The organism is Pedococcus dokdonensis, from assembly GCF_900104525.1.
Lineage (GTDB): Bacteria > Actinomycetota > Actinomycetes > Actinomycetales > Dermatophilaceae > Pedococcus > Pedococcus dokdonensis.
Genome location: NZ_LT629711.1, coordinates 3,844,168 through 3,866,702, shown reverse-complemented (window position 1 = coordinate 3,866,702; position 22,535 = coordinate 3,844,168). Strand labels below are relative to the sequence as shown.

General features: G+C 72.5%; 23 protein-coding genes and 1 tRNA gene. 9 read left to right on the top strand and 15 right to left on the bottom strand.

The window, feature by feature from the left end:
• Positions 1-51: 51 nt before the first annotated feature.
• From paaA to BLQ34_RS18200, 7 genes are read left to right on the top strand one after another with little or no spacing between them, the layout of a single operon-like run.
• Entirely contained in the window at positions 52-1,068 is a 1,017-nt protein-coding gene (gene paaA / locus BLQ34_RS18225; protein WP_091788800.1) for a 1,2-phenylacetyl-CoA epoxidase subunit PaaA, read from the top strand.
• Entirely contained in the window at positions 1,065-1,373 is a 309-nt protein-coding gene (gene paaB / locus BLQ34_RS18220; protein ID WP_091788797.1) for a 1,2-phenylacetyl-CoA epoxidase subunit PaaB, read from the top strand. The genes paaA and paaB overlap by 4 nt, the downstream gene beginning before the upstream one ends.
• Positions 1,374-1,384: 11 nt before the next feature.
• On the top strand, positions 1,385-1,915 hold the full coding sequence (locus BLQ34_RS19455; protein WP_269457308.1) for a Phenylacetic acid catabolic protein: 531 nt from the start codon (positions 1,385-1,387) through the stop codon (positions 1,913-1,915).
• On the top strand, positions 1,840-2,397 hold the full coding sequence (paaC, locus tag BLQ34_RS18215) for a 1,2-phenylacetyl-CoA epoxidase subunit PaaC (RefSeq protein ID WP_269457307.1): 558 nt from the start codon (positions 1,840-1,842) through the stop codon (positions 2,395-2,397). The genes BLQ34_RS19455 and paaC overlap by 76 nt, the downstream gene beginning before the upstream one ends.
• A 2-nt stretch (positions 2,398-2,399) precedes the next feature.
• Positions 2,400-3,008, top strand: coding sequence for a 1,2-phenylacetyl-CoA epoxidase subunit PaaD (gene paaD / locus BLQ34_RS18210; RefSeq protein WP_091790218.1), 609 nt, complete (start codon positions 2,400-2,402; stop codon positions 3,006-3,008).
• A gap of 3 nt (positions 3,009-3,011) precedes the next feature.
• Positions 3,012-4,112 carry a 1,2-phenylacetyl-CoA epoxidase subunit PaaE gene (gene paaE, locus BLQ34_RS18205; RefSeq protein WP_091788794.1) on the top strand — a complete coding sequence of 367 codons (1,101 nt, stop codon included), beginning with the start codon at positions 3,012-3,014 and terminating at the stop codon, positions 4,110-4,112.
• A gap of 43 nt (positions 4,113-4,155) precedes the next feature.
• Positions 4,156-5,016, top strand: a complete 861-nt coding sequence (locus BLQ34_RS18200; protein ID WP_172829427.1) for a 3-hydroxyacyl-CoA dehydrogenase family protein — start codon at positions 4,156-4,158, stop codon at positions 5,014-5,016.
• Here BLQ34_RS18200 and BLQ34_RS18195 read toward each other — a convergent pair.
• Both BLQ34_RS18195 and BLQ34_RS18190 read right to left on the bottom strand, forming a co-directional pair.
• Positions 5,004-5,669: a TetR/AcrR family transcriptional regulator gene (locus BLQ34_RS18195; protein ID WP_091790214.1), complete on the bottom strand. Its 666-nt coding sequence runs from the start codon at positions 5,667-5,669 to the stop codon at positions 5,004-5,006. The genes BLQ34_RS18200 and BLQ34_RS18195 overlap by 13 nt on opposite strands.
• Before the next feature lie 39 nt (positions 5,670-5,708).
• On the bottom strand, positions 5,709-6,950 hold the full coding sequence (locus BLQ34_RS18190; RefSeq protein ID WP_091788791.1) for an FAD-binding protein: 1,242 nt from the start codon (positions 6,948-6,950) through the stop codon (positions 5,709-5,711).
• A 66-nt stretch (positions 6,951-7,016) separates the two neighbouring features.
• Between BLQ34_RS18190 and BLQ34_RS18185 the strand changes: the two genes are divergently transcribed.
• Complete coding sequence (locus tag BLQ34_RS18185; RefSeq protein ID WP_157693133.1) at positions 7,017-7,484, top strand: SRPBCC family protein; 468 nt, start codon at positions 7,017-7,019, stop codon at positions 7,482-7,484.
• Between the two features lie 4 nt (positions 7,485-7,488).
• On the opposite strand, the gene BLQ34_RS18180 is transcribed toward BLQ34_RS18185, so the two are convergent.
• The 3 genes from BLQ34_RS18180 to BLQ34_RS18170 all read right to left on the bottom strand — a co-directional run bounded on the left by BLQ34_RS18180 (position 7,489) and on the right by BLQ34_RS18170 (position 10,339).
• Positions 7,489-8,472: an NAD(P)H-binding protein gene (locus BLQ34_RS18180; protein WP_091788785.1), complete on the bottom strand. Its 984-nt coding sequence runs from the start codon at positions 8,470-8,472 to the stop codon at positions 7,489-7,491.
• Between the two features lie 120 nt (positions 8,473-8,592).
• Positions 8,593-10,092 (bottom strand): Ig-like domain-containing protein, encoded by a 1,500-nt coding sequence (locus BLQ34_RS18175; protein WP_091788783.1) that lies wholly within the window; start codon positions 10,090-10,092, stop codon positions 8,593-8,595.
• 166 nt (positions 10,093-10,258) lie between these two features.
• A tRNA-Tyr gene (locus BLQ34_RS18170) sits at positions 10,259-10,339 on the bottom strand.
• A 101-nt stretch (positions 10,340-10,440) separates the two neighbouring features.
• Between BLQ34_RS18170 and BLQ34_RS18165 the strand changes: the two genes are divergently transcribed.
• Positions 10,441-10,938, top strand: coding sequence for a YajQ family cyclic di-GMP-binding protein (locus BLQ34_RS18165; protein WP_091788780.1), 498 nt, complete (start codon positions 10,441-10,443; stop codon positions 10,936-10,938).
• A 77-nt stretch (positions 10,939-11,015) separates the two neighbouring features.
• Here BLQ34_RS18165 and BLQ34_RS18160 read toward each other — a convergent pair whose 3' ends face one another.
• The 10 genes from BLQ34_RS18160 to BLQ34_RS18115 form a co-directional block, all read right to left on the bottom strand.
• The gene (locus BLQ34_RS18160; protein WP_091788777.1) at positions 11,016-11,978 is read right to left on the bottom strand and encodes a serine/threonine-protein kinase; all 963 of its coding nucleotides are present in this window, start codon (positions 11,976-11,978) and stop codon (positions 11,016-11,018) included.
• A gap of 194 nt (positions 11,979-12,172) precedes the next feature.
• Entirely contained in the window at positions 12,173-14,656 is a 2,484-nt protein-coding gene (gene pepN / locus BLQ34_RS18155) for an aminopeptidase N (protein ID WP_091788774.1), read from the bottom strand.
• 88 nt (positions 14,657-14,744) lie between these two features.
• Positions 14,745-14,948: a cold-shock protein gene (locus BLQ34_RS18150; RefSeq protein ID WP_091788771.1), complete on the bottom strand. Its 204-nt coding sequence runs from the start codon at positions 14,946-14,948 to the stop codon at positions 14,745-14,747.
• A gap of 206 nt (positions 14,949-15,154) precedes the next feature.
• Complete coding sequence (gene htpX / locus BLQ34_RS18145) at positions 15,155-16,042, bottom strand: zinc metalloprotease HtpX (protein ID WP_091788768.1); 888 nt, start codon at positions 16,040-16,042, stop codon at positions 15,155-15,157.
• A 72-nt stretch (positions 16,043-16,114) separates the two neighbouring features.
• Positions 16,115-17,620 carry an NADH-quinone oxidoreductase subunit N gene (locus tag BLQ34_RS18140; RefSeq protein WP_231961355.1) on the bottom strand — a complete coding sequence of 502 codons (1,506 nt, stop codon included), beginning with the start codon at positions 17,618-17,620 and terminating at the stop codon, positions 16,115-16,117.
• On the bottom strand, positions 17,617-19,092 hold the full coding sequence (locus BLQ34_RS18135; RefSeq protein WP_091788765.1) for a complex I subunit 4 family protein: 1,476 nt from the start codon (positions 19,090-19,092) through the stop codon (positions 17,617-17,619). Before BLQ34_RS18135 ends, BLQ34_RS18140 begins: the two co-directional genes overlap by 4 nt.
• Before the next feature lie 28 nt (positions 19,093-19,120).
• Positions 19,121-20,995, bottom strand: a complete 1,875-nt coding sequence (locus BLQ34_RS18130) for an NADH-quinone oxidoreductase subunit 5 family protein (RefSeq protein ID WP_091788762.1) — start codon at positions 20,993-20,995, stop codon at positions 19,121-19,123.
• Positions 20,992-21,342, bottom strand: coding sequence for an NADH-quinone oxidoreductase subunit NuoK (gene nuoK, locus BLQ34_RS18125; protein WP_172829426.1), 351 nt, complete (start codon positions 21,340-21,342; stop codon positions 20,992-20,994). Before nuoK ends, BLQ34_RS18130 begins: the two co-directional genes overlap by 4 nt.
• Positions 21,339-21,893 carry an NADH-quinone oxidoreductase subunit J family protein gene (locus BLQ34_RS18120; RefSeq protein ID WP_091788759.1) on the bottom strand — a complete coding sequence of 185 codons (555 nt, stop codon included), beginning with the start codon at positions 21,891-21,893 and terminating at the stop codon, positions 21,339-21,341. Before BLQ34_RS18120 ends, nuoK begins: the two co-directional genes overlap by 4 nt.
• The gene (locus tag BLQ34_RS18115) at positions 21,890-22,531 is read right to left on the bottom strand and encodes a NuoI/complex I 23 kDa subunit family protein (protein ID WP_231961354.1); all 642 of its coding nucleotides are present in this window, start codon (positions 22,529-22,531) and stop codon (positions 21,890-21,892) included. The genes BLQ34_RS18120 and BLQ34_RS18115 overlap by 4 nt, the downstream gene beginning before the upstream one ends.
• Positions 22,532-22,535 lie beyond the last annotated feature (4 nt).

Sequence of the window (22,535 nt, the reverse complement as noted above, 5' to 3'; positions counted from 1 at the left end):
ACCGTTCGGTCAGTTAATCGTTCACCACCTCGCCTCACCGTGGAGGGCTGCATGACGGACACCACGACCACCCCGTCGGGCACCGACGAGTCGGGCACCCACGCGTCGGGCACCCACGCGTCGGGTGCAGCCGAGCTGCTCGCCGGGTTCGAGGCGACGATCGCCCGCAACGACCGGGTCGAGCCGCGCGACTGGATGCCCGAGGGCTACCGCAAGACGCTGGTGCGCCAGGTCGCCCAGCACGCCCACTCCGAGATCATCGGCATGCAGCCCGAGGGCAACTGGATCGGCCGTGCCCCTTCACTGCGGCGCAAGGCGATCCTGCTGGCCAAGGTGCAGGACGAGGCCGGCCACGGGCTCTACCTCTACTCGGCCTGCGAGACCCTGGGCGTCAGTCGCGGGCAGCTCACCGAGATGCTGATCGAGGGCCGCCAGAAGTACTCCTCGATCTTCAACTACCCGACGCTGTCCTACGCCGACGTCGGCACCATCGGCTGGCTGGTCGACGGCGCGGCGATCTGCAACCAGGTGCCGCTCTGTCGGACGTCGTTCGGGCCCTACGGGCGGGCGATGATCCGCATCTGCAAGGAGGAGTCCTTCCACCAGCGGCAGGGCTACGAGCTGCTGATGACGATGATGCAGGGCACCGACGAGCAGCGCGCCATGGTGCAGGAGTCGGTCAACCGGTTCTGGTGGCCGGCGCTGATGATGTTCGGGCCACCCGACGACGAGTCGCCCAACTCGGCGCAGTCGATGGCGTGGGGCATCAAGCGCAACACCAACGACGACCTGCGCCAGCGGTTCGTCGACATGTCCGTGCCCCAGGCGAAGGCACTCGGCGTCACCTTCCCCGACCCCGAGCTGCGCTGGAACGACGAGCGGCAGGCCCACGACTTCGGGCAGCCCGACTGGGACGAGTTCATGCAGGTGGTCAAGGGCAACGGCCCGTGCAACACGCAGCGGATCGCCCACCGCCGCAAGGCGCACGAGGACGGTGCGTGGGTCCGCGAGGCCGCGAGTGCGTATGCCGCCCAGCAGGCTTCGGTGCGTGAGGAGGGCGTGGCGTGAGCGAGCCGACCGGTGGTGGCGTGCGCGCCGAGTGGCCGCTCTACGAGGTGTTCGTCCGCGGCAAGCGCGGGCTCAACCACGTGCACGTGGGCTCGTTGCACGCGGCCGATGACGAGATGGCGCTGCGCCACGCGCGCGACGTCTACACCCGCCGCAACGAGGGCGTCAGCATCTGGGTGGTGCGGTCGGCCGACATCGCGGCGTCGAGCCCCGACGAGAAGGACCCGATGTTCGCCCCCAGTGGCGACAAGGTCTACCGGCACCCCACGTTCTACGAGATCCCCGACGACGTCCCCCACATGTGAGCTGCTGACCCATGCCCGAGACCACCTCTGACGGCCCCGACGAGCTGGACGCGATCCAGTCGGTGGCCGACGACGTCGCCCACCAGCCCTCGCACCCGGCCCCCGACCCCAACGACGCGCACGGCTCGGTCTACGACGGCCTGCTCGGCGGCGACCCCTCGCACTGGGCCTTCGGCACCGACTTCGAGGACCCGCTGGCCGGCGTCGACACGACGATCCCCGACGGGGTCGACGCCCGCGACCTCGGCACCTACTGCCTGATGCTCGCCGACGACGCCCTGGTGGCGTCGCAGCGCCTGTCCGAGTGGACCAGCCGCGCACCCGACCTCGAGGACGACATCGCGCTGTCCAACATCGCACTCGACCTGCTGGGCCAGGCCCGTCTGCTGCTCGCCCGCGCGGCCGCCGCCGACCCTTCGCTCGTCCCCACCTTGCCCGAGGGCTCGCCCGTGCCCCCGAGGACGCGTTGGCGTTCTTCCGTGACGCCGGCGAGTTCCGCAACGCGCGGCTCGTCGAGCTCGACAACGGCGACTTCGCGGTGACGATCGTCAAGCTCCTGCTCTTCTCGAGCGCCCGGATCGCGGTCTTCGAGCAGCTCGTCGACAGCCGCGACCACGTGCTGTCGGCGGTGGCGGCCAAGGGCGTCAAGGAGCTCACCTACCACCGTGACTACGCGGGTCGCTGGTTCCTCACCCTGGCGCGCGGCACCGCGGAGTCGCGGCGCCGGATCGAGGTCGCGCTTCGCTCCGTGTGGCCCCTCCGGGCCGAGCTGTTCGCCACGCACGAGGTCGAGGCCCGGGTCGCGCAGACCGGCGTCGGGGTCGACCCGTCGACGGTGGCCGACGCGGTCGCCGTCGTGCTCGCCCAGGTCTTCGCGCTCAGCGGCGTGGAGCAGCCGGACGTCGCACCGATGGCCGCCGTCCAAGGTCGCCAGGGCCGCGACGGTATGCACACCGAGGCGCTCAGCCGGATCCTGGGCGAGCTGCAGGTCGTGGCCCGCGCCCACCCGATGGGTCGGTGGTGACCATGACCGCCACCACCACCGCGACCACCGCGACCACCGCGACCACTCGTGTCCCCCGGCGCGCGCAGGCCTCCCACCCATCCGGACCGAAACCTGCGCCCGCGGCCGACCCCGAGACGACGCGCGAGCAGGCCCTCGCCGTCGCGCGCCGCGTCACCGACCCCGAGATGCCGATGCTGACCCTGGAGGACCTCGGCGTGCTCCGCGGCGTGGCGGTCAGTGAGGACGGTGCCGTCACGGTCACCATCACCCCGACCTACTCGGGCTGCCCGGCGATGGCCACGATGCGCGACGACCTGGTCCGCAGCCTCGGCGAGGCGGGCCTCGCGGCCACCGTGCGGGTCGCGCTCAGCCCCGCGTGGTCGAGCGACTGGATCACCGATCGAGGTCGTCGCGCGCTGGCCGACCACGGCCTCTCGGCGCCCGGCCCCGCCCCGGCGCGATCAGGACCGGTCGCCCTGTCGTTGCTGCCCACCCGCCGCTCCCTGCACTGCCCGCGGTGCGGGTCCGGCGACGTCGAGCTCACCTCGGAGTTCGGCGCCACGTCCTGCAAGGCGCTCTACCGCTGCACCAGCTGCCTGGAGCCGTTCGAGCACGTCAAGGAGATCTAGGCCGTGACCACCTCCACCGGCTCGCTGCTCATCCCCAGGAAGGGCCGCACCGCCCCCGTCTTCCACACCCTCAAGGTCCACTCCGTGGAGCAGCTCACCGACGACTCCGTCGCGGTGAGCTTCGACGTCCCGGCCGAGCTCGCCGCGGCCTACGACTTCGCAGCGGGTCAGTCGCTCACCCTGCGCCGTCGCATCGACGGGCAGGAGCACCGCCGCACCTACTCGATCTGCGCCGCCGTCGGTGAGCGACCCCGCATCGGCGTGCGCGAGATCCCGGACGGGCTGTTCTCGCGGTGGCTGGTGCACGAGGTCGCACCCGGCACCGAGGTCGAGGTGCAGACGCCGTCCGGCAGCTTCCGGGCCGACCCGGCCACCGGCGGCCGGCACCTCTGCATCGCGGCCGGTTCGGGCATCACGCCGATGCTGTCGATCGCCGCGACGATGCTCACCAACCCCGAGGCCGAGGTGACGCTGATCTACGGCAACCGCACCACCGGGTCGGTCATGTTCGCCGAGGAGCTCGCCGACCTCAAGAACCGGTACGGCGCCCGGTTGCAGCTGATCCACGTGCTCTCTCGCGAGCCGCGCGACGTCGAGCTCTTCTCGGGCCGGATCGACGCCGACCGGTTGCGGCGGCTGCTCGACGTGCTCGTGCCGGTCCGGGACGTCGACGACGTGTGGCTGTGCGGTCCCTTCGCCATGATCGGGGCGGCACGCGAGGTGCTGGCCGAGGTCGGGGTCGCCGAGGACCGCGTGCACTTCGAGCTCTTCTACGTCGACGAGCCGCCGCCCGAGCTGCGCCGGGCCGATGCGGTGGTCGAGGGAGAGACGAGCGACGTGACGGTCGTGCTCGACGGCACCAGCTCGACCGCCCCGATGCCGCGCGGACAGTCCATCCTCGATGCCGCCCAGGCCACCCGCACCGACCTGCCGTTCGCCTGCAAGGGGGGCGTCTGCGGCACCTGCCGCGCCCTGGTGCGCGACGGCGAGGTCGACATGCGCCGCAACTACGCGTTGGAGAAGGGCGAGGTGGAGCAGGGCTTCGTCCTCACCTGCCAGTCGTTCCCGGTCAGTGACGCGGTCACCGTCGACTTCGACGCCTGACCCGCACTAGCGCACCACCGACACCTGCCCCCCGAGGAGACCCATGACTGTCGAGAAGATCCCGCTGCCGGCCCGCGTGGGCGTGTTCGGCGGCGGCCGGATGGGGGCCGGAATCGCGCATGCGTTCGCGCTCGCCGGTTGCGAGGTCGTCGTGGTCGAGAGCGACTCGGCAGCGGCGGCGGCCGCGCTCGAGCGGGTCACGACCAGCCTGCACAAGGCCGCCGAGCGAGGCACCCTCGGCGACTCCGACCCGGCCGAGGTCACGACGCACGTGTCGGCGACCGCTGACGTCGACGGGCTGGCCGGCGTGGACCTGGTCGTCGAGGCGGTGCCGGAGGACGTCGACCTCAAGCGGTCGGTGTTCCAGCGCGTGGAGCAGGTCGTCCCCGAGGCGGTCCTCGCCACCAACACCAGCTCGCTGTCGATCGACGCCATCGCCGACGGCCTGCGCTCGCCGGATCGGTTCATCGGGCTGCACTTCTTCAACCCGGTGCCGACCAGCGACCTGCTCGAGGTGGTGGTCGGGAGCCGCACCTCGGCAGCGCTGGTCGATCAGGCGCAGGGCTGGGCGGCGACGCTCGGCAAGACCGCAGTCGTCGTGAAGGACTCGCCGGGCTTCGCCAGCAGCCGGCTCGGCGTGGCCATCGCGCTGGAGGCGATGCGGATGGTCGAGGAGGGCGTCGCGTCGGCCGAGGACATCGACACCGCCATGACGCTCGGCTACCGGCACCCCATCGGACCGTTGCGCACCACCGACATCGTCGGACTCGACGTGCGGCTGGCGATCGCCGAGCACCTCTCGCGCGAGCTGGGTCCGCGGTTCGAGCCGCCGCAGCTGCTGCGCGACAAGGTCGCCGCCGGCGAGCTCGGCCGCAAGAGCGGGCGCGGCTTCTACGCCTGGTGAGGCGCCTCCCGGTGCGGCGTCCGGTGGGGCGGCGTCTGCTGCGCCGGCAGGGCCAGCCCGTCGAACGCGATCGTCGTGATCGCCTCGGACAGCTGCGCGCGCTCGACTCCCCCTCCGGCGCGGTGCCACTCGACGAGTGAGTTCACCATCCCGAACAGCAGCCGGCTCACCAGGGCCGGGGGCACGTCGGAGCGCAACGACCCCTCGTCGATCGCCTCGGTCACCAGGGCCGCCAGCCGGGCGTCGATCTCGCGCCGTCGGCGCAGCGCCTCCAGCTCGACCTCGCTGTTGCCCCGCACCCGCAGCAGCAACGTGACGGCTGGCTGGTGCTCCACGAGCACCTCCACGCTGCGGTGCACCACGTCCCGCAGCCGTTGGTATGCCGTGCGGCCGGTGACGTCGGCGCTCGCCTCGTCGATCGCGCGGGTGAGCCCGTCGAGGGCCTCGTCGAGGGCGAGCGCCAGCAGGTGGGTCTTGCTCGGCACGTGATGGTAGATCGCGGACTTGGTGAACCCCAGCTCGCGAGCCAGGTCACCCATGCTGGTGCCGTCGTAGCCCTGCTCGTTGAACAGCTCGATCGCCCGGCGCAGCACCGTCTCCTGGTCGTAGCCGGGACGCCCACGGCGCGGTGCCGCGGGGGCTGGTTCGCTCACGTCGGCCAGACTCTCACAGGCGGCCACCCAGCAGGTCGGTCAGCCGAGGACGCCGTCGAGGAACGCGTTGCCGAACTTGCGGCCCGGGTCGACCCGCTCGCGCAGGCCCCGGAAGTCCTCCCAGCGCGGGTAGAGCGGCGCCAGCTCGGCGGCCTGCGCGACGAAGCACTTGCCCCAGTGGGGACGCGCCCCCAACGGCAGGAGGGCCGCCTCCATCTCCGGCAGCACGGCATACACGGCTGCCTCGTCGAGCAGCCAGGTGAAGTGGAAGCCGACGACGTCGGTGTCGTAGGAGCTGCTGAGCCACAGCGCGTCGCGGGCGACGGTGCGGATCTCGGCCACCTGGAGCACTGGCGCCATGGTGGCGGACAGCCGGCGCAGCTCGGCGATCGCCGCCAGGGCGGACCGGCGGGGCACGAGGTACTCGCTCTGCAGCTCGGCCCCCCGGCTCGGGGTGAACTCCATGCGGAAGTGCGGCAGCCGGTCGAGCCACGGGCCGGGCACGCCGGTCTGGTCGGTCACCGACTCGGTCGGGGCGTCCTCGAGCATGTGCAGCGGACCGGTGGCGGCCAGCGCCCCGAACGTCTCGGTCGGGGCGTCGGCCGCCCGGCTCTTGAACCACGCCTGCCGCACGCCCTCGGCCTCGAACCGGGTGAACATGCTGGTGCTGTGTGCCGTCGAGGTGATCGCGTCGAAGTGCTGCTCGACCGCGTCCCAGGACAACCCGGTGAAGACGTCCTGGCGCACCGCGTAGGTGGGTTCGAGGTCGAGCGTGATCCGCGTGACGATGCCGAGGGCGCCGAGGCCGACGACGCTCCCGTCGAAGTCCGCGTCACCGCGGCGCAGCCGGCGCAGCTCACCGTCGGCGCCGACGAGCTCGAGGCCGGCCACCGCCGCGGCCAGCGAGCCGGTCGAGTCGCCGGACCCGTGGGTGCCCGTCGCCACCGCGCCGGCGACGCTGATGTGCGGGAGCGAGGCCAGCGTGGCCAGCGCCCAGCCCTGCCGCTCCAGCTCCATGGCCACCGCCCCGTATGCCGCGCCGGCACCGACCGTCGCCGTCGCAGCGTCCGCGTCGACCTCCACCACGGCCACGTCGGGCAGGTCGGCCAGCGACACGAGCACCCCGTCGGTGTCGGTGATCCCCGTGAACGAGTGCCGCGACCCCAGGGCGCGCACCCGCTCGCTGCCGGTGACGACCTCCTGCAGCTCGTCGACGCTGCGCGGAGACACCAGCTCTCGCGCGGCGTAGGTGTGGTTGCCAGCCCAGTTGCGCTCGACCATGGCCACAGTCTGTCGTGGATCGGGGGGTGCCGCGCGACCGTCCCGGGCATGGACGAGACTCGGGTCATGACCGTGTTCTCAGCCTCCAAGCACTCGACCGCCGTCGTGCCGCACCCGCGGGCCGCGGTCTGGGAGGTGCTGCGCGACGCCGGGACGGTGGCCCGGCTGACGCCGATGGTCCGCTCGATCCAGGACCACGGCAGCACCTGGCTGTGGAAGCTGGCCCCCATCGAGGTGCTGGGCAAGAGCATCGGGCTGTCGTTCACCGAGCGGATGGAGTTCACGCCGAAGGAGCGGATCGCCTACACCCACGCCCCCGTGGGTGACGAGCGCGCGGGGGTCAAGGGCACCTACGAGCTCGAGGACGCCGGCCACGGCACCCGGCTGGCGATCCGCCTCGGCGTCGAGGTGGACCTGCCGTTCCCCCGGCTGGCCAAGCCGGCCGTGCACGCCTCCATGCAGGGTGTCATCGCGGCGATGGGGGTCGGGTTCGCCCGCAACCTCGAGCGCGAGCTGGCGGCCCGCAGCACCTGAGGAGTCAGCTCGACAGCGAGCCGGTCCACTCCGGGTCGGAGCTGAGCGGACCGAGGGGGTCGCGCTGCGCGTCGGGCACCGCCGGGTCCGGCTCGGCCAGCGCCCGGTCGAGGGCCTCGGCGACGGGTGTGAGGACGTGGCCGGGCGGCAGCAGCTGCACGGCGAAGTCGGGTCGCCCGCACACCATGTCGTGGCGCAGGCTCTCGACCAGGCTCTGGACCGTGGACGAGGGCGCCCGGGTCAGGGCGGGCGCCAGTCTCGAGACCACCGCAGTCGGCAGCCCGGGAACGCTCACCTGGACACGGCGCAGCCCGGCACGGTCGGCGTAGAGCCGCAGCAGCGCGGCATACGACAGGCGCTCGCCGCTGCCGACGTCGAAGGGTCGGCTCCGGGCCGTGGCCGTCAGCGCGCCCGCCAGCGCGGCCAGCACGTCGGTCACGGCCACCGGCTCGACCTGACGGTCCATCCACCGCGGCAGGACCTGCAGGGGCAGCCGCTCGCTCAGCTGGCGCATGATCTCGAAGGACGTCGACCCGCTCCCGACGACCATGGCGGCCCGCAGGGCCAGCGTCGGGATCCCCGAGTCCATCAGCACCTGCTCGACCTCGAGGCGTGACCTCAGGTGCGGCGACAGGTCGGTCTCGGGGATGTCGGGCACCAGGCCGCCGAGGTAGACCATCCGCTGGAGCCCGGCGCGAACGGCGGCGTGGGCCGCGTTGTAGGCACCCTGGCGGTCGGCCGTCGCGAAGTCGGCACCCCCCAGCCCGTGCACGAGGTAGAGCAGGGCCTCGGCGCCCTCGAAGGCCGCGCGGACCCTGGGCCGGTCGAGGACGTCGAGCTCGACCACGTCGACCCGGTCGACCCACCAGAACCGCTCGGCGGAGGCGGCGCGGGTGAACGTGGCGGTCACGTCGTGGCCGGCGGCCAGCAGCACGGGCACGAGCCGGCTGCCGACGTAGCCACCCGCACCCATCACGACGACGCGCACGCACGACTCCCAGCTTCGGCCGGGGCTCCCGGCTGTGCCCCTCGGTGCGTCGAACCTACCTCGCGGGGCTGGCCGGGGCCGCGGCCGGTCCGGTGGCGGCCGGTCCGGTGGGCGAGGTGCCTAGTGACGTCGGGCGCGGCGTCCGGCCACGGAGAGCAGGACACCCGTCCCCAGCAGCAGGGCGGCGACCAGCGCCAGGCGACCGGCGTCCGAGCCGGTGAAGGCGAGGGTCGCGGCGGAGACGATGGTGCGGGTCGGGCGGGTCGTCGTGCCGGTCGGGGCCGTCGTCGCCGCGGACGTCGTCGAGGTCCCGCTCGTCGAGGTCGCGTTCGTCGCGGTCGGGGCCGTCGTCGTCGAGGTCGTGGACGTCGGGCTCGTGGACGTCGGGCTCGTGGACGTCGGGCTCGTGGACGTCGGGCTCGTGGTCGTCGAGGTCGTGGTCGTCGAGGTCGTGGTCGTCGAGGTCGTGGACGTCGGGCTCGTGGACGTCGAGGTCGTGGACGTCGGGCTCGTGGTCGTCGAGGTCGTGGACGTCGGGCTCGTGGACGTCGGGCTCGTGGTCGTCGAGGTCGTGGTCGTCGAGGTCGTGGACGTCGGGGACCCGGTCCCGTCGCCACCCGCGTCGCTGGCCCGGACCTCGTTCCAGACCGGCGCCGTCCGGCCGTTCACGGTGACCGTGCCCTGGTTGGTGTAGGTCGCGGCGGAGGGGTCGACGACGTCCGCGCGCACCCAGAGCTCGGCGTACTCCCCCGCAGCGACGTCGGACCAGGTGACGCTGGCGCCCTGGGTCGTGCAGGTGACCACGGGCGGGTAGAGAGTGTCGTCGCGCGGGTCGGTCACGTAACCCTGGGCATCGAGCACCTTGCCGATTGTCACGGTGAGCGAGGCGCAGTCGAGCGCGAGCCCTGGACCGGGCACGTCCGTGAGGGTGACGACGCTGCTGTCGGAGTCCGTCGCGGACGCCCGGATCACCGACTGGGTCGTGGTCTGGGCGGCGTCGTCCCACCACATGTACTTGCTCGGGGTGCCGCGGTCCACGGTGCAGTCCGGGCTGCAGGGAGCCGTCGTGGGGAGGTCGACCCTGATCACCTCGCCGCCCACCTGGAAGTCCAGGTGCGACGTCCCGTCGCTGGTCTGCGCGGCGTACTGGGTCGCGAAATGGCAGCTCCCGTGGACCCCGGTCTGATGGGTGAGGACGTAGTCCGTCAGCGTGAACACGACGTGGCCAGTGGGGTCGGCGTGGGCCAGCGCCACCGACTGGCCGTCGGGACCGGCCAGGGCGAAGTCCGTCGCACCAAACCACTTCAGCTCGACCGGCAGGTCGAGGCTGAAGGTGTCACCGGGTGCCGAGCCGTCGGGCACGGCCCAGGTGCATCCGAAGTCCACCCGGTCCCACTGGGTCGTGCCCGTGGCCGTGGTGGTGATGGACGTGATGGCACCATCGATGGTCGCGGCCCGGGCGGCCCCGGCACTCAGCAGGGCCGCGCAGGCCAGCACTACGGCACAGGCGGCCGCGGCCACGAGCCAGCGGGCCGCCAGGGGCAGCCGGATCAGGGTGGCCTCTCGCGCCCCGGGCGCAGCGGCGGTGTTCGTCATGGTCTCCCCCAGGAGGTTCGTCATGGGCAGGACCGAGCGGCCCCCCGGGACCCCTCGGCCCCACCGACGAAGACGGGGCCGACCGCCTGGCATGACGGAAAACGGGACAACCGACTCGAAACCACGAGATCTCACGACGAAGGCCCCCGCTGTGCAGCGGGGGCCTTCGTGGTCAATCGAATTCGCAGTGTGGCAGGTGAAGGATTCGAACCTTCGTAGCTTTCGCGATGGATTTACAGTCCACTCCCATTGGCCGCTCGGGCAACCTGCCTTGGTGCGCGTGGAAGGATAGCAAGGACAACCACGAATGCCGAAACCGGCATCCACCCGGCCGGGTGGCTGCCGCGTGACGCCCAGGAAGGACCCGCCACCATGGCCGACAGCTCGTTCGACATCGTCAGCAAGATCGACCGCCAGGAGGTCGCCAACGCCCTCAACAGCGCGTCGCGCGAGGTGGCGACGCGCTACGACTTCAAGAACGTCGGGGCTTCGATCGACGCGAGCGGCGAGGACGCCGTCGTGATCAAGGCGAACACCGAGGAGCGCGCCAACGCCGTCCTCGACGTGTTCCAGACCTGGCTCGTGAAGCGCAAGGTCTCGCTCAAGCACCTCGACGTCCCCGAGCGCGGTCCCCAGCTGTCGGGCAAGGAGTACCGCCTCGAGGTGGGGCTCAAGGAGGGCATCTCGCAGGAGAACGCCAAGAAGATCGGCAAGATCATCCGCGACGAGGGACCCAAGTCGGTGAAGTCGCAGATCCAGGGCGACGAGCTGCGCGTCACCAGCAAGTCGCGCGACGACCTCCAGGCCGTGCAGGCGCTGCTCAAGGGCAAGGACCTCGACTTCGCGGTCCAGTTCACCAACTACCGCTGACCCCACGCTTCTCGAGCACCAGACAGAGGTATGCCGCCGTCCCCGACCGGGGGACGGCGGCATACCTTTGCGTGTGGTCAGGCGCCGTCCGAGCCCGTGCTCATCGCCACCGTCGGGCGGCCCAGGTCGGGGAACCGGATGACGGAACCGTCGACCTCGGGCATGTCGGCCTCGGACCAGCGGTCGATGGAGCTGGCCAGGCCGAGGCCCAGGCCGGCGAGCTCGTGCTCGCCGAGTCCGATCCGGGCGGCGACCTCGCGGGCGTTGGCGGGACGGTCGGCGGGGTTCTTCGCGAGGCAGTCCGTGATGAGGGACGCGAGGTCCTCGGGCACGCCGTCGGGCAGCGGTGGCGGGGGCTCGTTGACGTGGCTCAGCGCGGTCGCGATCGGGGTGCCGCGGTCGAACGGCTTGCGGCCCGACAGCATCTCGTGGGCGACCACGCCGAGGGCGTAGAGGTCGCTCGCGCCGGTGGCGCCCTCGCCCATCGCCTGCTCGGGGCTGATGTAGTCGGGCGTGCCGAGCATCTCGCCGGCCCGGGTGTGGCCGGCCGCGTCGAGCGCGCGCGCGATGCCGAAGTCGGTGAGCTTCACCAGGCCGTCGGGGCGGACCAGGATGTTCGCGGGCTTGACGTCGCGGTGGATCACCCGCGCCTCGTGCGCCACCCCGAGCGCGAGCGCGGCCTGCCCGACCAGCGAGCGGACCTCCGCCGGGTCGAGGGGGCCTCGGCGCCGGAGCACGACCGACAGCGGGTCACCCTTGACCAGCTCCATGACGAGGAACGCCAGGCCGTCGTGCTCGCCGTAGTCGAACAGGGTGGCGATGTTGGTGTGCAGGAGGGATGCCGAGTGCACCGCCTCGTCGCGAAAGCGCAGCGCGAACAGCTCCTCGTGCCCGGTGTCGGGTCGCATCACCTTCACGGCGACACTGCGCTGCAGCACGGTGTCGGTGCCGGCCCAGACGTCGGCCATGCCACCGGAGGCGATCCGGGCGCCGAGCACGTAACGGTCCCCGAGCACGAACCCCTCAGTCAGTCGCTGCATTGACAGTCATCCATCCAGACCTCGTGGACGGAGCTGAACGTCTGCTGACATCCGACGGCCTCGCCACCGGCCACGATACCTCGGATCCGGGCTCATTGCGGCCGTACCCCTGCTCGATCACGCCGCTGACCTGCGCAGACGTCCACCGAGGGCCAGCGGCGCACGGGCGGTCGGGGGAGCTTCGGCCGGACCGGTCAGCCGAAGGCGGCTCGCGAACGCAGTGCCTCCCGCAGCTCGGACTCGGCGTCGACCATCGCGCGGCGGACGGCGACGCTGAGCCCGCCACCCCCGAGCGCCGCCTCGCTGCGGTCGACCGTCTCCTGCTCGACCACCCGGCCGGGGTAGGCGAGCGTCGCGACCCGGGCGATGGCGTCCTCACCGACCCATGCGGTCATCGCGGGGACGTCGACGAAGTAGCGCTCCGCATAGGGACGCACCACCGCGAGGTCCTCGGCCAGCCAGAAGCCCTGGGCCAGCGCGTTCAGGTCGTAGTTGGAGCGGGAGCGGTTCGCGGTGAGCTCCTGCCACGCCCAGGCCTTGGCTGCCGGTGACGGCATCGCCGCCCGCGCGAGGAGGGCGCTGAGCCGCCCCTGCAGGGTGTCGTCGGCGGCGCGGCGCTCCTCGACGAAGTCGTCGTCGACCAGGCCACGGGAGGCGAGGTTGCGGACCGCGATCCACCCGAAGTCGGAGTCGGACTCCAGCCCCGCCGGACGCTCCCGGCCCGCAGCCCACGCGCGCAGGAGCGACTCGTCGTCGGACGCCCTGGCCACCGTGCGGGCCGCGACGAGGGCCCGGGTCGAGCCGGACTGCGCGGACGCGAGCACCTGCTCGGCCGACTCGGCCACGACCCGCTCGGCCCACTCGTGCTCCCCCGGCGGCAGGAACGTCGGGATGACCCTGCCCAGCAGGGTGGTCGCCGTGCGGGTCAGCACGGAGTCGCTGTCCTCGGCCGGCCAGGCCGCCCCGAACGTGCGGACCAGCACCCGCGGGTCCACGGTGCCGAGGCACACGCCGTCCACCAGCGCGATCCACACCACCGCCCGCGCCTGGGGGTCCGGCACCGCGGCGAGGGCGCCGGGCACGGCGGCCACCGACTCGGCGTCGAGCGTCACGGTCGCCCAGGTGAGGTCCGAGGCGTTCGGGACGACGAGCTGCGCCGCAGGGGCTTCGCGGAGCCCGTCGACGACGGTGCTGTCCTGCGTGATCGTCAGGGGCACCCGGAACACCTCGGCACCGTCGGCGAACCCGGCCACGTCGGTCGTGTGCGGACGGTCGGCCGGGTGTTCGCTCGGCGCGCTGCGCTCGACGACGCCGGTCGCCCGGTCGACCGAGAGCACGTCGACCCCGGCGGTCAGCAGCCAGGCCCGGCTCCACGCGGTGAGCGACTGCCCCGAGGCGCGCTCCATGAACCCCATGAAGTCGGCCAGCGTGCCGTTGCCGTAGGAGTGCCCGCGCAGGTAGTCGCCGACCCCGGCGATGAACGCGTCGTCGCCGATGTGGGCGATCAGCTGCCGCAGCGTCGCAGCGCCCTTGGCGTAGGAGATCCCGTCGAAGTCCTGCAGCGCGGCCTGGGCGTCCAGCGCCGCGGACCCGGCCACGGGGTGCGTCGACGGGGTGCGCTCCGCGGCATACCCCCAGCCCTTGCGGGCCACGGTGGAGTCGACCCATGCGTCGGTGAACTCGGTGGCGGCCACGCAGGTGCGGTGGGCCATGTACTCGGCGAACGACTCGTTGAGCCACAGGTCGTCCCACCAACGCATCGTGACGAGGTCGCCGAACCACATGTGCGCCATCTCGTGGGCGATGGTGTTGGTCCGCGAGAGCACCTCGTCACGGGCGGCGGCCCCGCGGAAGACCATCGTGTCGCGGAAGGTGACGCAGCCGGGGTTCTCCATCGCCCCGGCGTTGAACTCGGGCACGAACACCTGGTGGTACTCGCCGAACGGGTACCGGATGCCGAAGAGCGAGTGGTAGTAGTCGAAGCTCGCCTTGGTCACCTCGAGCATCTGGGTCGCCTCACGCTCGAGGTGCGTCCGCAGGGAGGCGCGGGCGTGGATGCCGAGGGGTATGCCGTCGTGCTCGTCGTGCACGGAGGCGTAGGGACCGGTGCAGACCGTGACGAAGTAGGTGGCCAGCGGCAGGGTCGTCGCAAGCTCCCAGCGGCTGGGTGACGACTGCTTCGCGGCGCCGTTGCCGATCACCAGCCACGGCTCCGGCGCGGTCACGGTGATTGTGTAGGGCGCCTTGAGGTCGGGCTGGTCGAAGCAGGCGAACACCCGCGGGGCGGCGTCGAGGAAGAGGTGGCCGTAGACGTAGTGCTCCCCGTCGGCCGGGTCCACCGCGCGGTGCAGGCCTTGCCCGTCGCGGCTGTAGGCCATCGTCGACTCGACCTCGAGGACGTTGTGGGCGGTCAGCCCGGTCAGCTGGACCCGCCCGTCCGCCAGGTCGGCCGGGTCGAGCGGCTGGCCGTTGAGGACCAGGCTGCCGAGCTCGACCGGCTTGAGGTCGACGAAGGTCGTGCCGCCGGGTTCGGCGCAGTCGAAGGTGATCCTCGTCCGCGAGACGAAGGTCTCGGTCGCCGGGTCGCTCGCCCGCGCCAGGTCGAGGTCGACGGTCATGCTCGTCACGGTCAGGAGCTCGGATCGTCGAGCGGCTTCGGCGCGCGTCAGTGAGGGCATGGTCCCGATTCAACCAGCCCGCCATGCACAGCGAAGCCCCCGGCCGGGTGGCCGGGGGCTTCGTCAGTCATTCAGGGGGTGGTGCGGGTCAGACGGCCCGGACCTTCTCCGCCTGCGGGCCCTTGGGGCCCTGCGTGATGTCGAACTCGACGCGCTGCGCCTCGTCGAGGGAGCGGTAGCCGCTGGTCTCGATCGCGCTGTAGTGCACGAAGACGTCGGGGCCGCCGCCGTCCTGCTCGATGAAGCCGAAGCCCTTCTCAGCGTTGAACCACTTCACTGTTCCCTGTGCCATGGGATAACTCTTTTCCTGGTTGGCCGATGCGGCCGCGGATGCGACCACCAGCTGCGAAATCACACGACACGGAATACACCGCTAACGGAAAGGGCCCGCACTCTGGCGGGCCCACTCACACGAGGAACTGCAACTGCGACAACCATAACGCAGATCCCACGTCGGTTCATTCCCCGTCCCCCTCGGGGATGAACCGACGGGGGGACTCAGCGCTGTCTGAACCCATAGGCCTGGGCCTCGAGCCGCGCGATCCGCTCGGTCATCGGCGGGTGGGTGGAGAAGAAGCGCGACACGTCCTGGGGCCGGAACGGGTTGGCGATCATCATGTGGCTGGAGTTCTGGATCGCCGGGGTCGGCTGCAGCGGCGCGCGGGCCACCCCGGTCTCGAGCTTGCGCAGGGCCGACGCCAGGGCCAGCGGGTCGCCGGTGAGCTTGGCACCGTCCTCGTCCGCGTCGTACTCGCGGGTGCGGCTGATCGCCATCTGGATCATCATCGCCGCGAACGGCGCGAGCAGGGCCATGGCGAGCATGGCCAGCGGGTTGGGGCGGTCCTCGTCGTTGCCACCGCCACCGAACATGCCGGCGAACATCAGCATCTGGGCCACCGAGGTGATCAGGCCGGCCACGGCGGCGGCCACCGAGCCGGTGAGGATGTCGCGGTTGTAGACGTGCATCAGCTCGTGGCCGAGCACCCCGCGCAGCTCGCGCTCGTCGAGCAGGCCGAGGATGCCCTCGGTGCAGCAGACGGCGGCGTTCTCGGGGTTGCGCCCGGTCGCGAAGGCGTTGGGGGCGGCGGTGGGGCTGACGTAGAGCTTGGGCATCGGCTTGCCCGCGGCGGTCGAGAGCTCGCGGACGATCCGGTACATCGCCGGGGCCTGCGCCTCGCTGACGGGGTAGGCGTGCATCGCCTTGATCGCGAGCTTGTCGGAGTTCCAGTAGCCGTAGGCCGTCATGCCGACGCCGAGCAGGGCGAACAGCCAGATGAACGCCGAGCTGCCCGTCGAGGCCGAGATGACGCCGCCGATGGCGAGCAGGAGGGCGAAGATGGCCCCGAAGAGCGCAGCCGTCTTGAGCCCGTTGAAGTGGTTGTGCATGTCTGGCTCAACGCTCCCTTCCGTGCGTGCGTTCCCTGTGGCAGACCGTGACGTGCGCCTCAGCGCCCGGGGTCAGCCGAGCAGGCCGAGCAGCAGCTGCGGCATGACGCTGGTGGCCACGAGCGCGGTGCCGCCGAGCACGAGTGCCGCGAGCGCAGAGCGCGGAATGCGGCGGATCACGGCCCGCGCCGGCCCCTCGTCGGGGTCGCGCAGCAGCACGGCGAACCAGCGCAGGTAGACCGCCACCCCGAGCACCGCGTTCAGCACCGCGACGACGGCGAGCAGCCACTGCCCCTCACCGACGACCGGGCGCAGGGCCACGACCTTGGCCACCAGCCCGATGACGCCGGGCGGGAGCCCGGCGAGCGAGAGCAGGGCCAGTCCCAGGGCCCCTCCGAGCAGGGGGTGGGCGCGCAGCAGCCCGGTGTGGGCCGCGAGCGTCCGGCCCTGGTCGACGACTCCTCGGCGCCGTGGCGTGGCGGTGACGACGTGCACGACGGTGAAGGCGACGAGCGTCGCGATGACGTAGGCGAGCAGGTAGCCACCCGAGGCCGCCGCCGCGCCATCGTCGAGCGCCGACAACGGCAGGATGACCCAGCCGGCCTGCGCCACCGTGGACCAGGCCAGCAGCCGGACCGGATCGTCCTGCACCAGGGCGAGGACGTTGCCAAGGGTCATGGAGACGGCAGCCAGGATGCCGATGGCGACCAGCACCGGGGCGCCGGCACCCACCAGCGGCCGCACGACGACGAGCAGCGCGGCGAGCGCCGCAACCTTGGAGGTCGCGGCGAGGAAGGCGGCGACCGGCTCGGTGGCCCCGGCGTAGGCCTGCGGCGTCCAGGCATGGAACGGCACCAGGCTGAGCTTGAACCCCAGTCCGGCCAGCAGCAGCAGTGCGGCGAGGAGCAGCACCACGCGGCGTTGCGGGTCGGCGAGGGCGTCCTGCACCCCGCCGGGGGCGAAGACCGCCTCACCGGTCGACACCAGCCAGAGCGCGGCCCCGAGCACCACCATCGCGAAGGACACCAGCGACGTGGTGAGCAGGGCGAGCGCACCGCGGCCGGCCGGGCTGTCGCCGCGCAGCGCGACGAGGCCGATGGCGGGAAGCGTGGCGAGCTCGAGGCACACCAGCCACGACCCCAGGTCGTGGGCGGCGGCGACGCCCGCCGCCCCCGCCGTGGCGGCCAGGACGAGCGACACGACGACCGCCGGCCCGCCACGCAGCGGCTCGCGCGGGTCGGCGCCCGGCCAGCTGAGCAGGAGCACCACCAGCGCCGAGCCGAGCGCGCCGAGCTGGAGCGCACTGGCCAGCGGGCCGGCCTCGTAGAGGCAGGCGCCGTCGGGTGCGGGCAGGCAGAGGGACCGGAGCGGGTCGTCGGCCGACCGGAGCGCCCCGGGCACGGCGAGGGCGATCGCCGCGGTGAGCGCGAGCAGCCCGACCGCGGCGTGCAGCCGGACCAGTCTCGGCGCGAGGGCGTCGACGACCAGGACGAGGACGGCCCCGAGTGCGGGGACGGCGACCGGAGCCAGGACCAGCCAGTCGAAGGTCACCAGCGTGCTGGCGGTCGGAGCGCTCACGGCGCGGCCCCGACGATGGTCGTGACGGTGTCGTCGGTGAGCGCCAGCAACGGCCCGGGGGCGATGCCCAGCAGCAGCACCGCCACGACGAGCACCGCGATGACGTCCCACTCGCTGTCGCTGCTGTCCGCGATCCGCGGTTCGGTGCGGTCCCCGGCCCAGACGGTCCGCGCGACCCGCAGCGCGTAGGCCGCAGCGAGCACGGTGCCCACTGCGCCGACCACGGCCAGCGCCCGGAACAGGCCTTCGGGACGGTCGGCGGCGGGTGACCACGCGGCATACACGCTGAGGAACTCGCCCCAGAAGCCCGCCAGCCCGGGCAGCCCGAGCGAGGCGGCCAGACCGACGACGAGCGCGAACCCGAGCCGGGGCGTGACCTCACGCAGTGCGGCCCGCGCCGTGTCGAGGTCGGCACTCCCCCAGCGTTCCTTGAGTCCGCCGACCACGACGAAGAGCAGGGCCGAGATGACGCCGTGGGCGACGTTCGCGAAGAGCGCGGCCTGCAACCCGGTGCGCGTGCCGCTGGCGAGGCCGAGGACGACGAACCCCATGTGGGCCACCGAGGAGTAGGCGACCAGCCGCTTGAGGTCGCGCTCCACCAGGCAGGCGAGGCCTCCCCAGAGGATGCCGACGGCGCCGAGCACCGCGAGGACCGGCGCGACCTTCGCGAAGCCGTCCGGGACCGAGGCGAGCGGCAGGCGCACGAGGCCGTAGGTGCCCATCTTGAGCAGCACGGCGGCGAGGAGGACCGAGCCGGCCGTGGGCGCGGTGGTGTGCGCAGGCGGCAGCCAGGTGTGCACCGGGAAGACCGGCACCTTGACCGCCAGCCCGGCCACCAGCAGGGCCGCGACCAGGGTCTGCGTGCCCACCGGTATGCCGTGCCCGCCACCCTGGGCGAGCACGTCGAGGTCGGAGGTGCCCGCCTGGGCGACGAGGGCGAGGATGCCGACGAGCATGAGCGTCGAGCCGAACACGGTGTAGAGGACGAAGCGGCCACCGGCATCGGCCCTGGCCGGCGCGTCGTGGGCGTCACCGAACCGCGTGATCAGCACCCACATCGGGACGAGCACGACCTCGAAGGCGACGAAGAACAGCACGGCGTCGCGCGCGTAGAAGGTGGCCAGCGCCCCGAACTCGACGAGCAGCAGGCAGGCGTGGAAGGCGGCCGTGGTGCCGCCCTTCGGTGGCCGGTCGAGGGTGTGCAGGACCACGGCGACGCCGAGGACCGCGGTGAGCAGGAGGAGGGGGGCGCTGATGCCGTCGACGGAGAGCTGCCAGCGCAGCCCGAGCGACGGCACCCAGGCGCGGTCGACGGTCGGGCGGGTGATCACGGCGAAGAGCACGCCGGCGAGCGTCAGCACGCTCGCGGCCGTGGCGAGGAAGTTGGCCGCGCGGTGCGAGACCCCGCGGCCACCGGTGAGCAGCCAGACGGCGACGGCCGCTGGGATGACGAGGCTGGCCAGGATCACCATGGCTGTCTCCTCACCACCGTCTGTCGGGTCACCACAGCGCGACCCCTGCCAGCGCGACGGCGACGACGCCGGCCACCACCCAGGCCAGCCCGGAGGCAGCCACCTCGGACCGGTGCACCCGCTGTCCACCTGTCCCGCCGAGGCGGGCCGCGGTGGCCGCGCCGCGGACGTAGGCGTCGACGACCTCCCGGTCGAGGAAGACCACGAGTCGGGCGAGCGCGAGCACCGGCTGCGCCACCAGCGACACGTAGAGCCGGTCGACCCCGAGCCCGGCGTCGAAGGCGGGCATCCGCTGGCCGACGACGCGAGCAGCCGCGTCCTCGCCCTGCGCGACCGAGCGCACGGCCAGACCGGCGCCGACGATGAGCAGGATGCTGAGCACCGCGACCAGCCAGCCGATGCGACCGCCGACGTCGAGCAACGGCGTGAACACGACGAGCCCCCCGACGACGGTGAGGAAGGCCAGGACCATGACGACGGTACGCACCCCGAGGGACGCGGAATCCGTGTCGTGGCGCTGGATCTCGGCCGCACTCAAGTCGTCGAGGACGAGCCAGGCGCGCATGCAGTAGGCCGCGGTCAGCACCACGGTCAGCAGCCCGGCGAGGAGCACCAGCCAGGCCCGCGCCGCACCGTCCCCCGTGCCGGCCTCAGCCGCCGCGAGGACGTGCTCCTTGGAGACGAACCCGACCAGCGGGGGCACCCCCGCGAGGGACAGCAGACCCACGAACATGGCTGGCCGGATGAACAGATGACCCCGCAGGCCGCCGCGCATCGTCGCTGCGGCGGTGCCGCCGACGGTCACGCTGAGCCAGCCGATCGCGAGGAACAGCAACGCCTTGAAGAAGGCGTGCGAGTAGAGGTGCAGCACCCCTGCCCCCGGTCCCTCGTCGGCCGGGGCGACCGCGAGGGCCGAGAGCATCAAGGCGACCTGGCTCAGCGTCGAGTAGGCGAGCAGTCGCTTCAGGTCGCTCTGCCCGAAGGCCAGCACCGCGGCATACACCATGGTCACGGCGGTGCTCACGGCAAGCAGCCAGCGCGCGCCGTCGGCGGCCGCGAGCACGTCGAACAGCTGGGCGAGCACGAAGGTGCCGGCCGCGACCATGGTCGCGGCGTGGATGAGCGCGGACGCCGGGGTCGGGCCCTCCATCGCGTCCGGCAGCCAGTCGTGGAACGGCACCATGCCCGACTTGCCGAGGACACCGATGACGAGCAGCACCATGGCCGCGTTGAGCAGGCCGCCGTTGGGCGCCGCGCAGGCCCCGGCGTCGTCGCAGCCGGTGCTCGCCCAGCTCTGCAGGACCTGTCGGTATGCCGTGGAGCCGGCGCCGGCGGCCAGGATCACCACACCGAGGACGAAGCCGACGTCCGCGAGGCGGGTGACGAGGAAGGCCTTGAGCGCGGCGCGGCCGGCAGACTCCTTGCGGCTCCAGTGGCCGATGAGCAGGTAGGAGCACCAGCCCATCACCTCCCAGCCGACCAGGGTCAGGACGAGGTCGGCGGACTGGACGGTGAGCAGCATGCCGGCGGTGAACAGCGACACGGTGGCGGCGAAGACGCCGTAGCGGTCGTCGTCGCGCAGGTACCAGCCCGCGAAGACCTGGACCGCCCAGCCGACGACGGCGACGACCAGCGCGATGGTCGCCGTGGCCGTGGTGGCCTGCAGCTGCAACGGGATCCGCAGCTCGCCGGCGGCCAGCGCAGGGACGGTCGACAGGGTGCCGCCGCCGGACGACCCGTGCACGCCGAGCACCTCGAGCAGCGCCACGACGATGCCGGCGGCTGACGTGGTGATGGCCACGGCTCGCGGGACGCGGACGTCGGCCCGGCGGGCCAGCAGGAGGCCGAGCAGGGCGGCGACGGCCGGGACCAGGACGACGAGCCGGGTGGCGGTGTCGGTCACGACCGCACCTCGCCCGCGACCCCGTGCTCCGCCTCCGTGGGTGCACCGGTCTCGGCGCGCTCGCTGAGGTCGACGTCGCCGCGCAGGCGGTAGACGGCCAGCACGACGGCGAGGGCCACGACCACCTCGGCCGCGGCGATGGTGATGACGAAGAGGGTGAGGACGTTGCCAGCCGCCCAGCGGTCGCCGGCGCTGGCGGCGACCGAGACGAGCAGCAGGTTGGCCGCGTTCAGGATGAGCTCGACACCGATCAGCACGAGCACGGCGTTGCGACGGGCCAGCACGCCGTAGGTGCCCAGCCCGGCGAGCACCGCGGCGAGCAGGTAGGGGCCGGCGAGGTGGATCATGCGGCCCCGCCCTCGTCCGCCGCTGCGGCTGGCGCAGCCCCTTCGGCCCTTTCGGGCGGACGGGTCATACGCGACACCGCCATCGCCGCGACCAGGGCGACGAGCAGCAGGACCGACAGCACCTCGAACGGCCAGACCCAGGTGCCGAAGAGCTGCTCCGCGACCTCCGTCGTGGACGTGTCGCGCCGTGGCACGGCCGGGCCCGCGAGGGGCAGCAGCGCGGCGGCGAGCAGGGCGGTGACACCGGCCCCGAGCAGCCCCGCGAGGACGCGGTGCAGGCGCCCGGTGCTGATGTCGGGGTTCGCGCCGATGGGTGCCCGGGTCAGCATGAGGGCGAAGAGCACGAGCACGACGATGGCGCCCACGTAGACGAGCAGCTGCACCAGCGCGACGAACTCGGCCCCGAGCACGAGGTAGCAACCGGCCACCGCGCCCAGGCAGACCACGAGCCAGAGGGCGGCGTGCACGACGTGGCGGGTCGTGACGGCGAGCAGCCCGCTCGCCGCGGTCACGAGGCCGACCGCGGCGAAGGCGACGTCGAGCGCGGTCATGCCGGCTCCGGGCCCTCGGGTGCAGCCGTTGGCGGGGTGGGCTCGGGCGCCGGACCGGGTGGCGGGGTGGCACGGGTGGGCGCCGGCCGCGCCGGGGTGCTGCGGACGAGCCGGCCCGGTCGGGTGGTCGCGCCGATCTCGGCCGGCTCGGCGGACCGCTCGTCGAGCGCCGAGGGCGGTGGCACGGTGGGCATCCACTGGCCGAGCCGCTCCTTCTCGTGCAGCAGGTCGCGGATGTCGAGCTCGGAGTACTCGAACTCCGGGCTCCAGTGCAGCGCGTCGAAGGGGCAGACCTCGATGCAGATGCCGCAGTACATGCAGAGGCTGAAGTCGATCGCGAACCGGTCCAGCACGTTGCGCTGGCGCTCACGCCCACCCGGGGTCGTCGCGGGGATGGTCTCCTTGTGGGAGTCGATGTAGATGCACCAGTCCGGGCACTCGCGGGCGCAGAGCATGCAGGACGTGCAGTTCTCCTCGAGCAGCGCGATGACGCCACGGCTGCGCGGTGGGAGGTGCGGCGGCGCGTCGGGGTACTCGGCCGTGTGGGTCGGCTTCGCCATCGTGCGAGCCGTGGTGGCCAGGCCCTTGAGGATGCCGGGTATGCCGATACCGCCCGGCTTCTTCGCCGGCTCGCTCACGCCG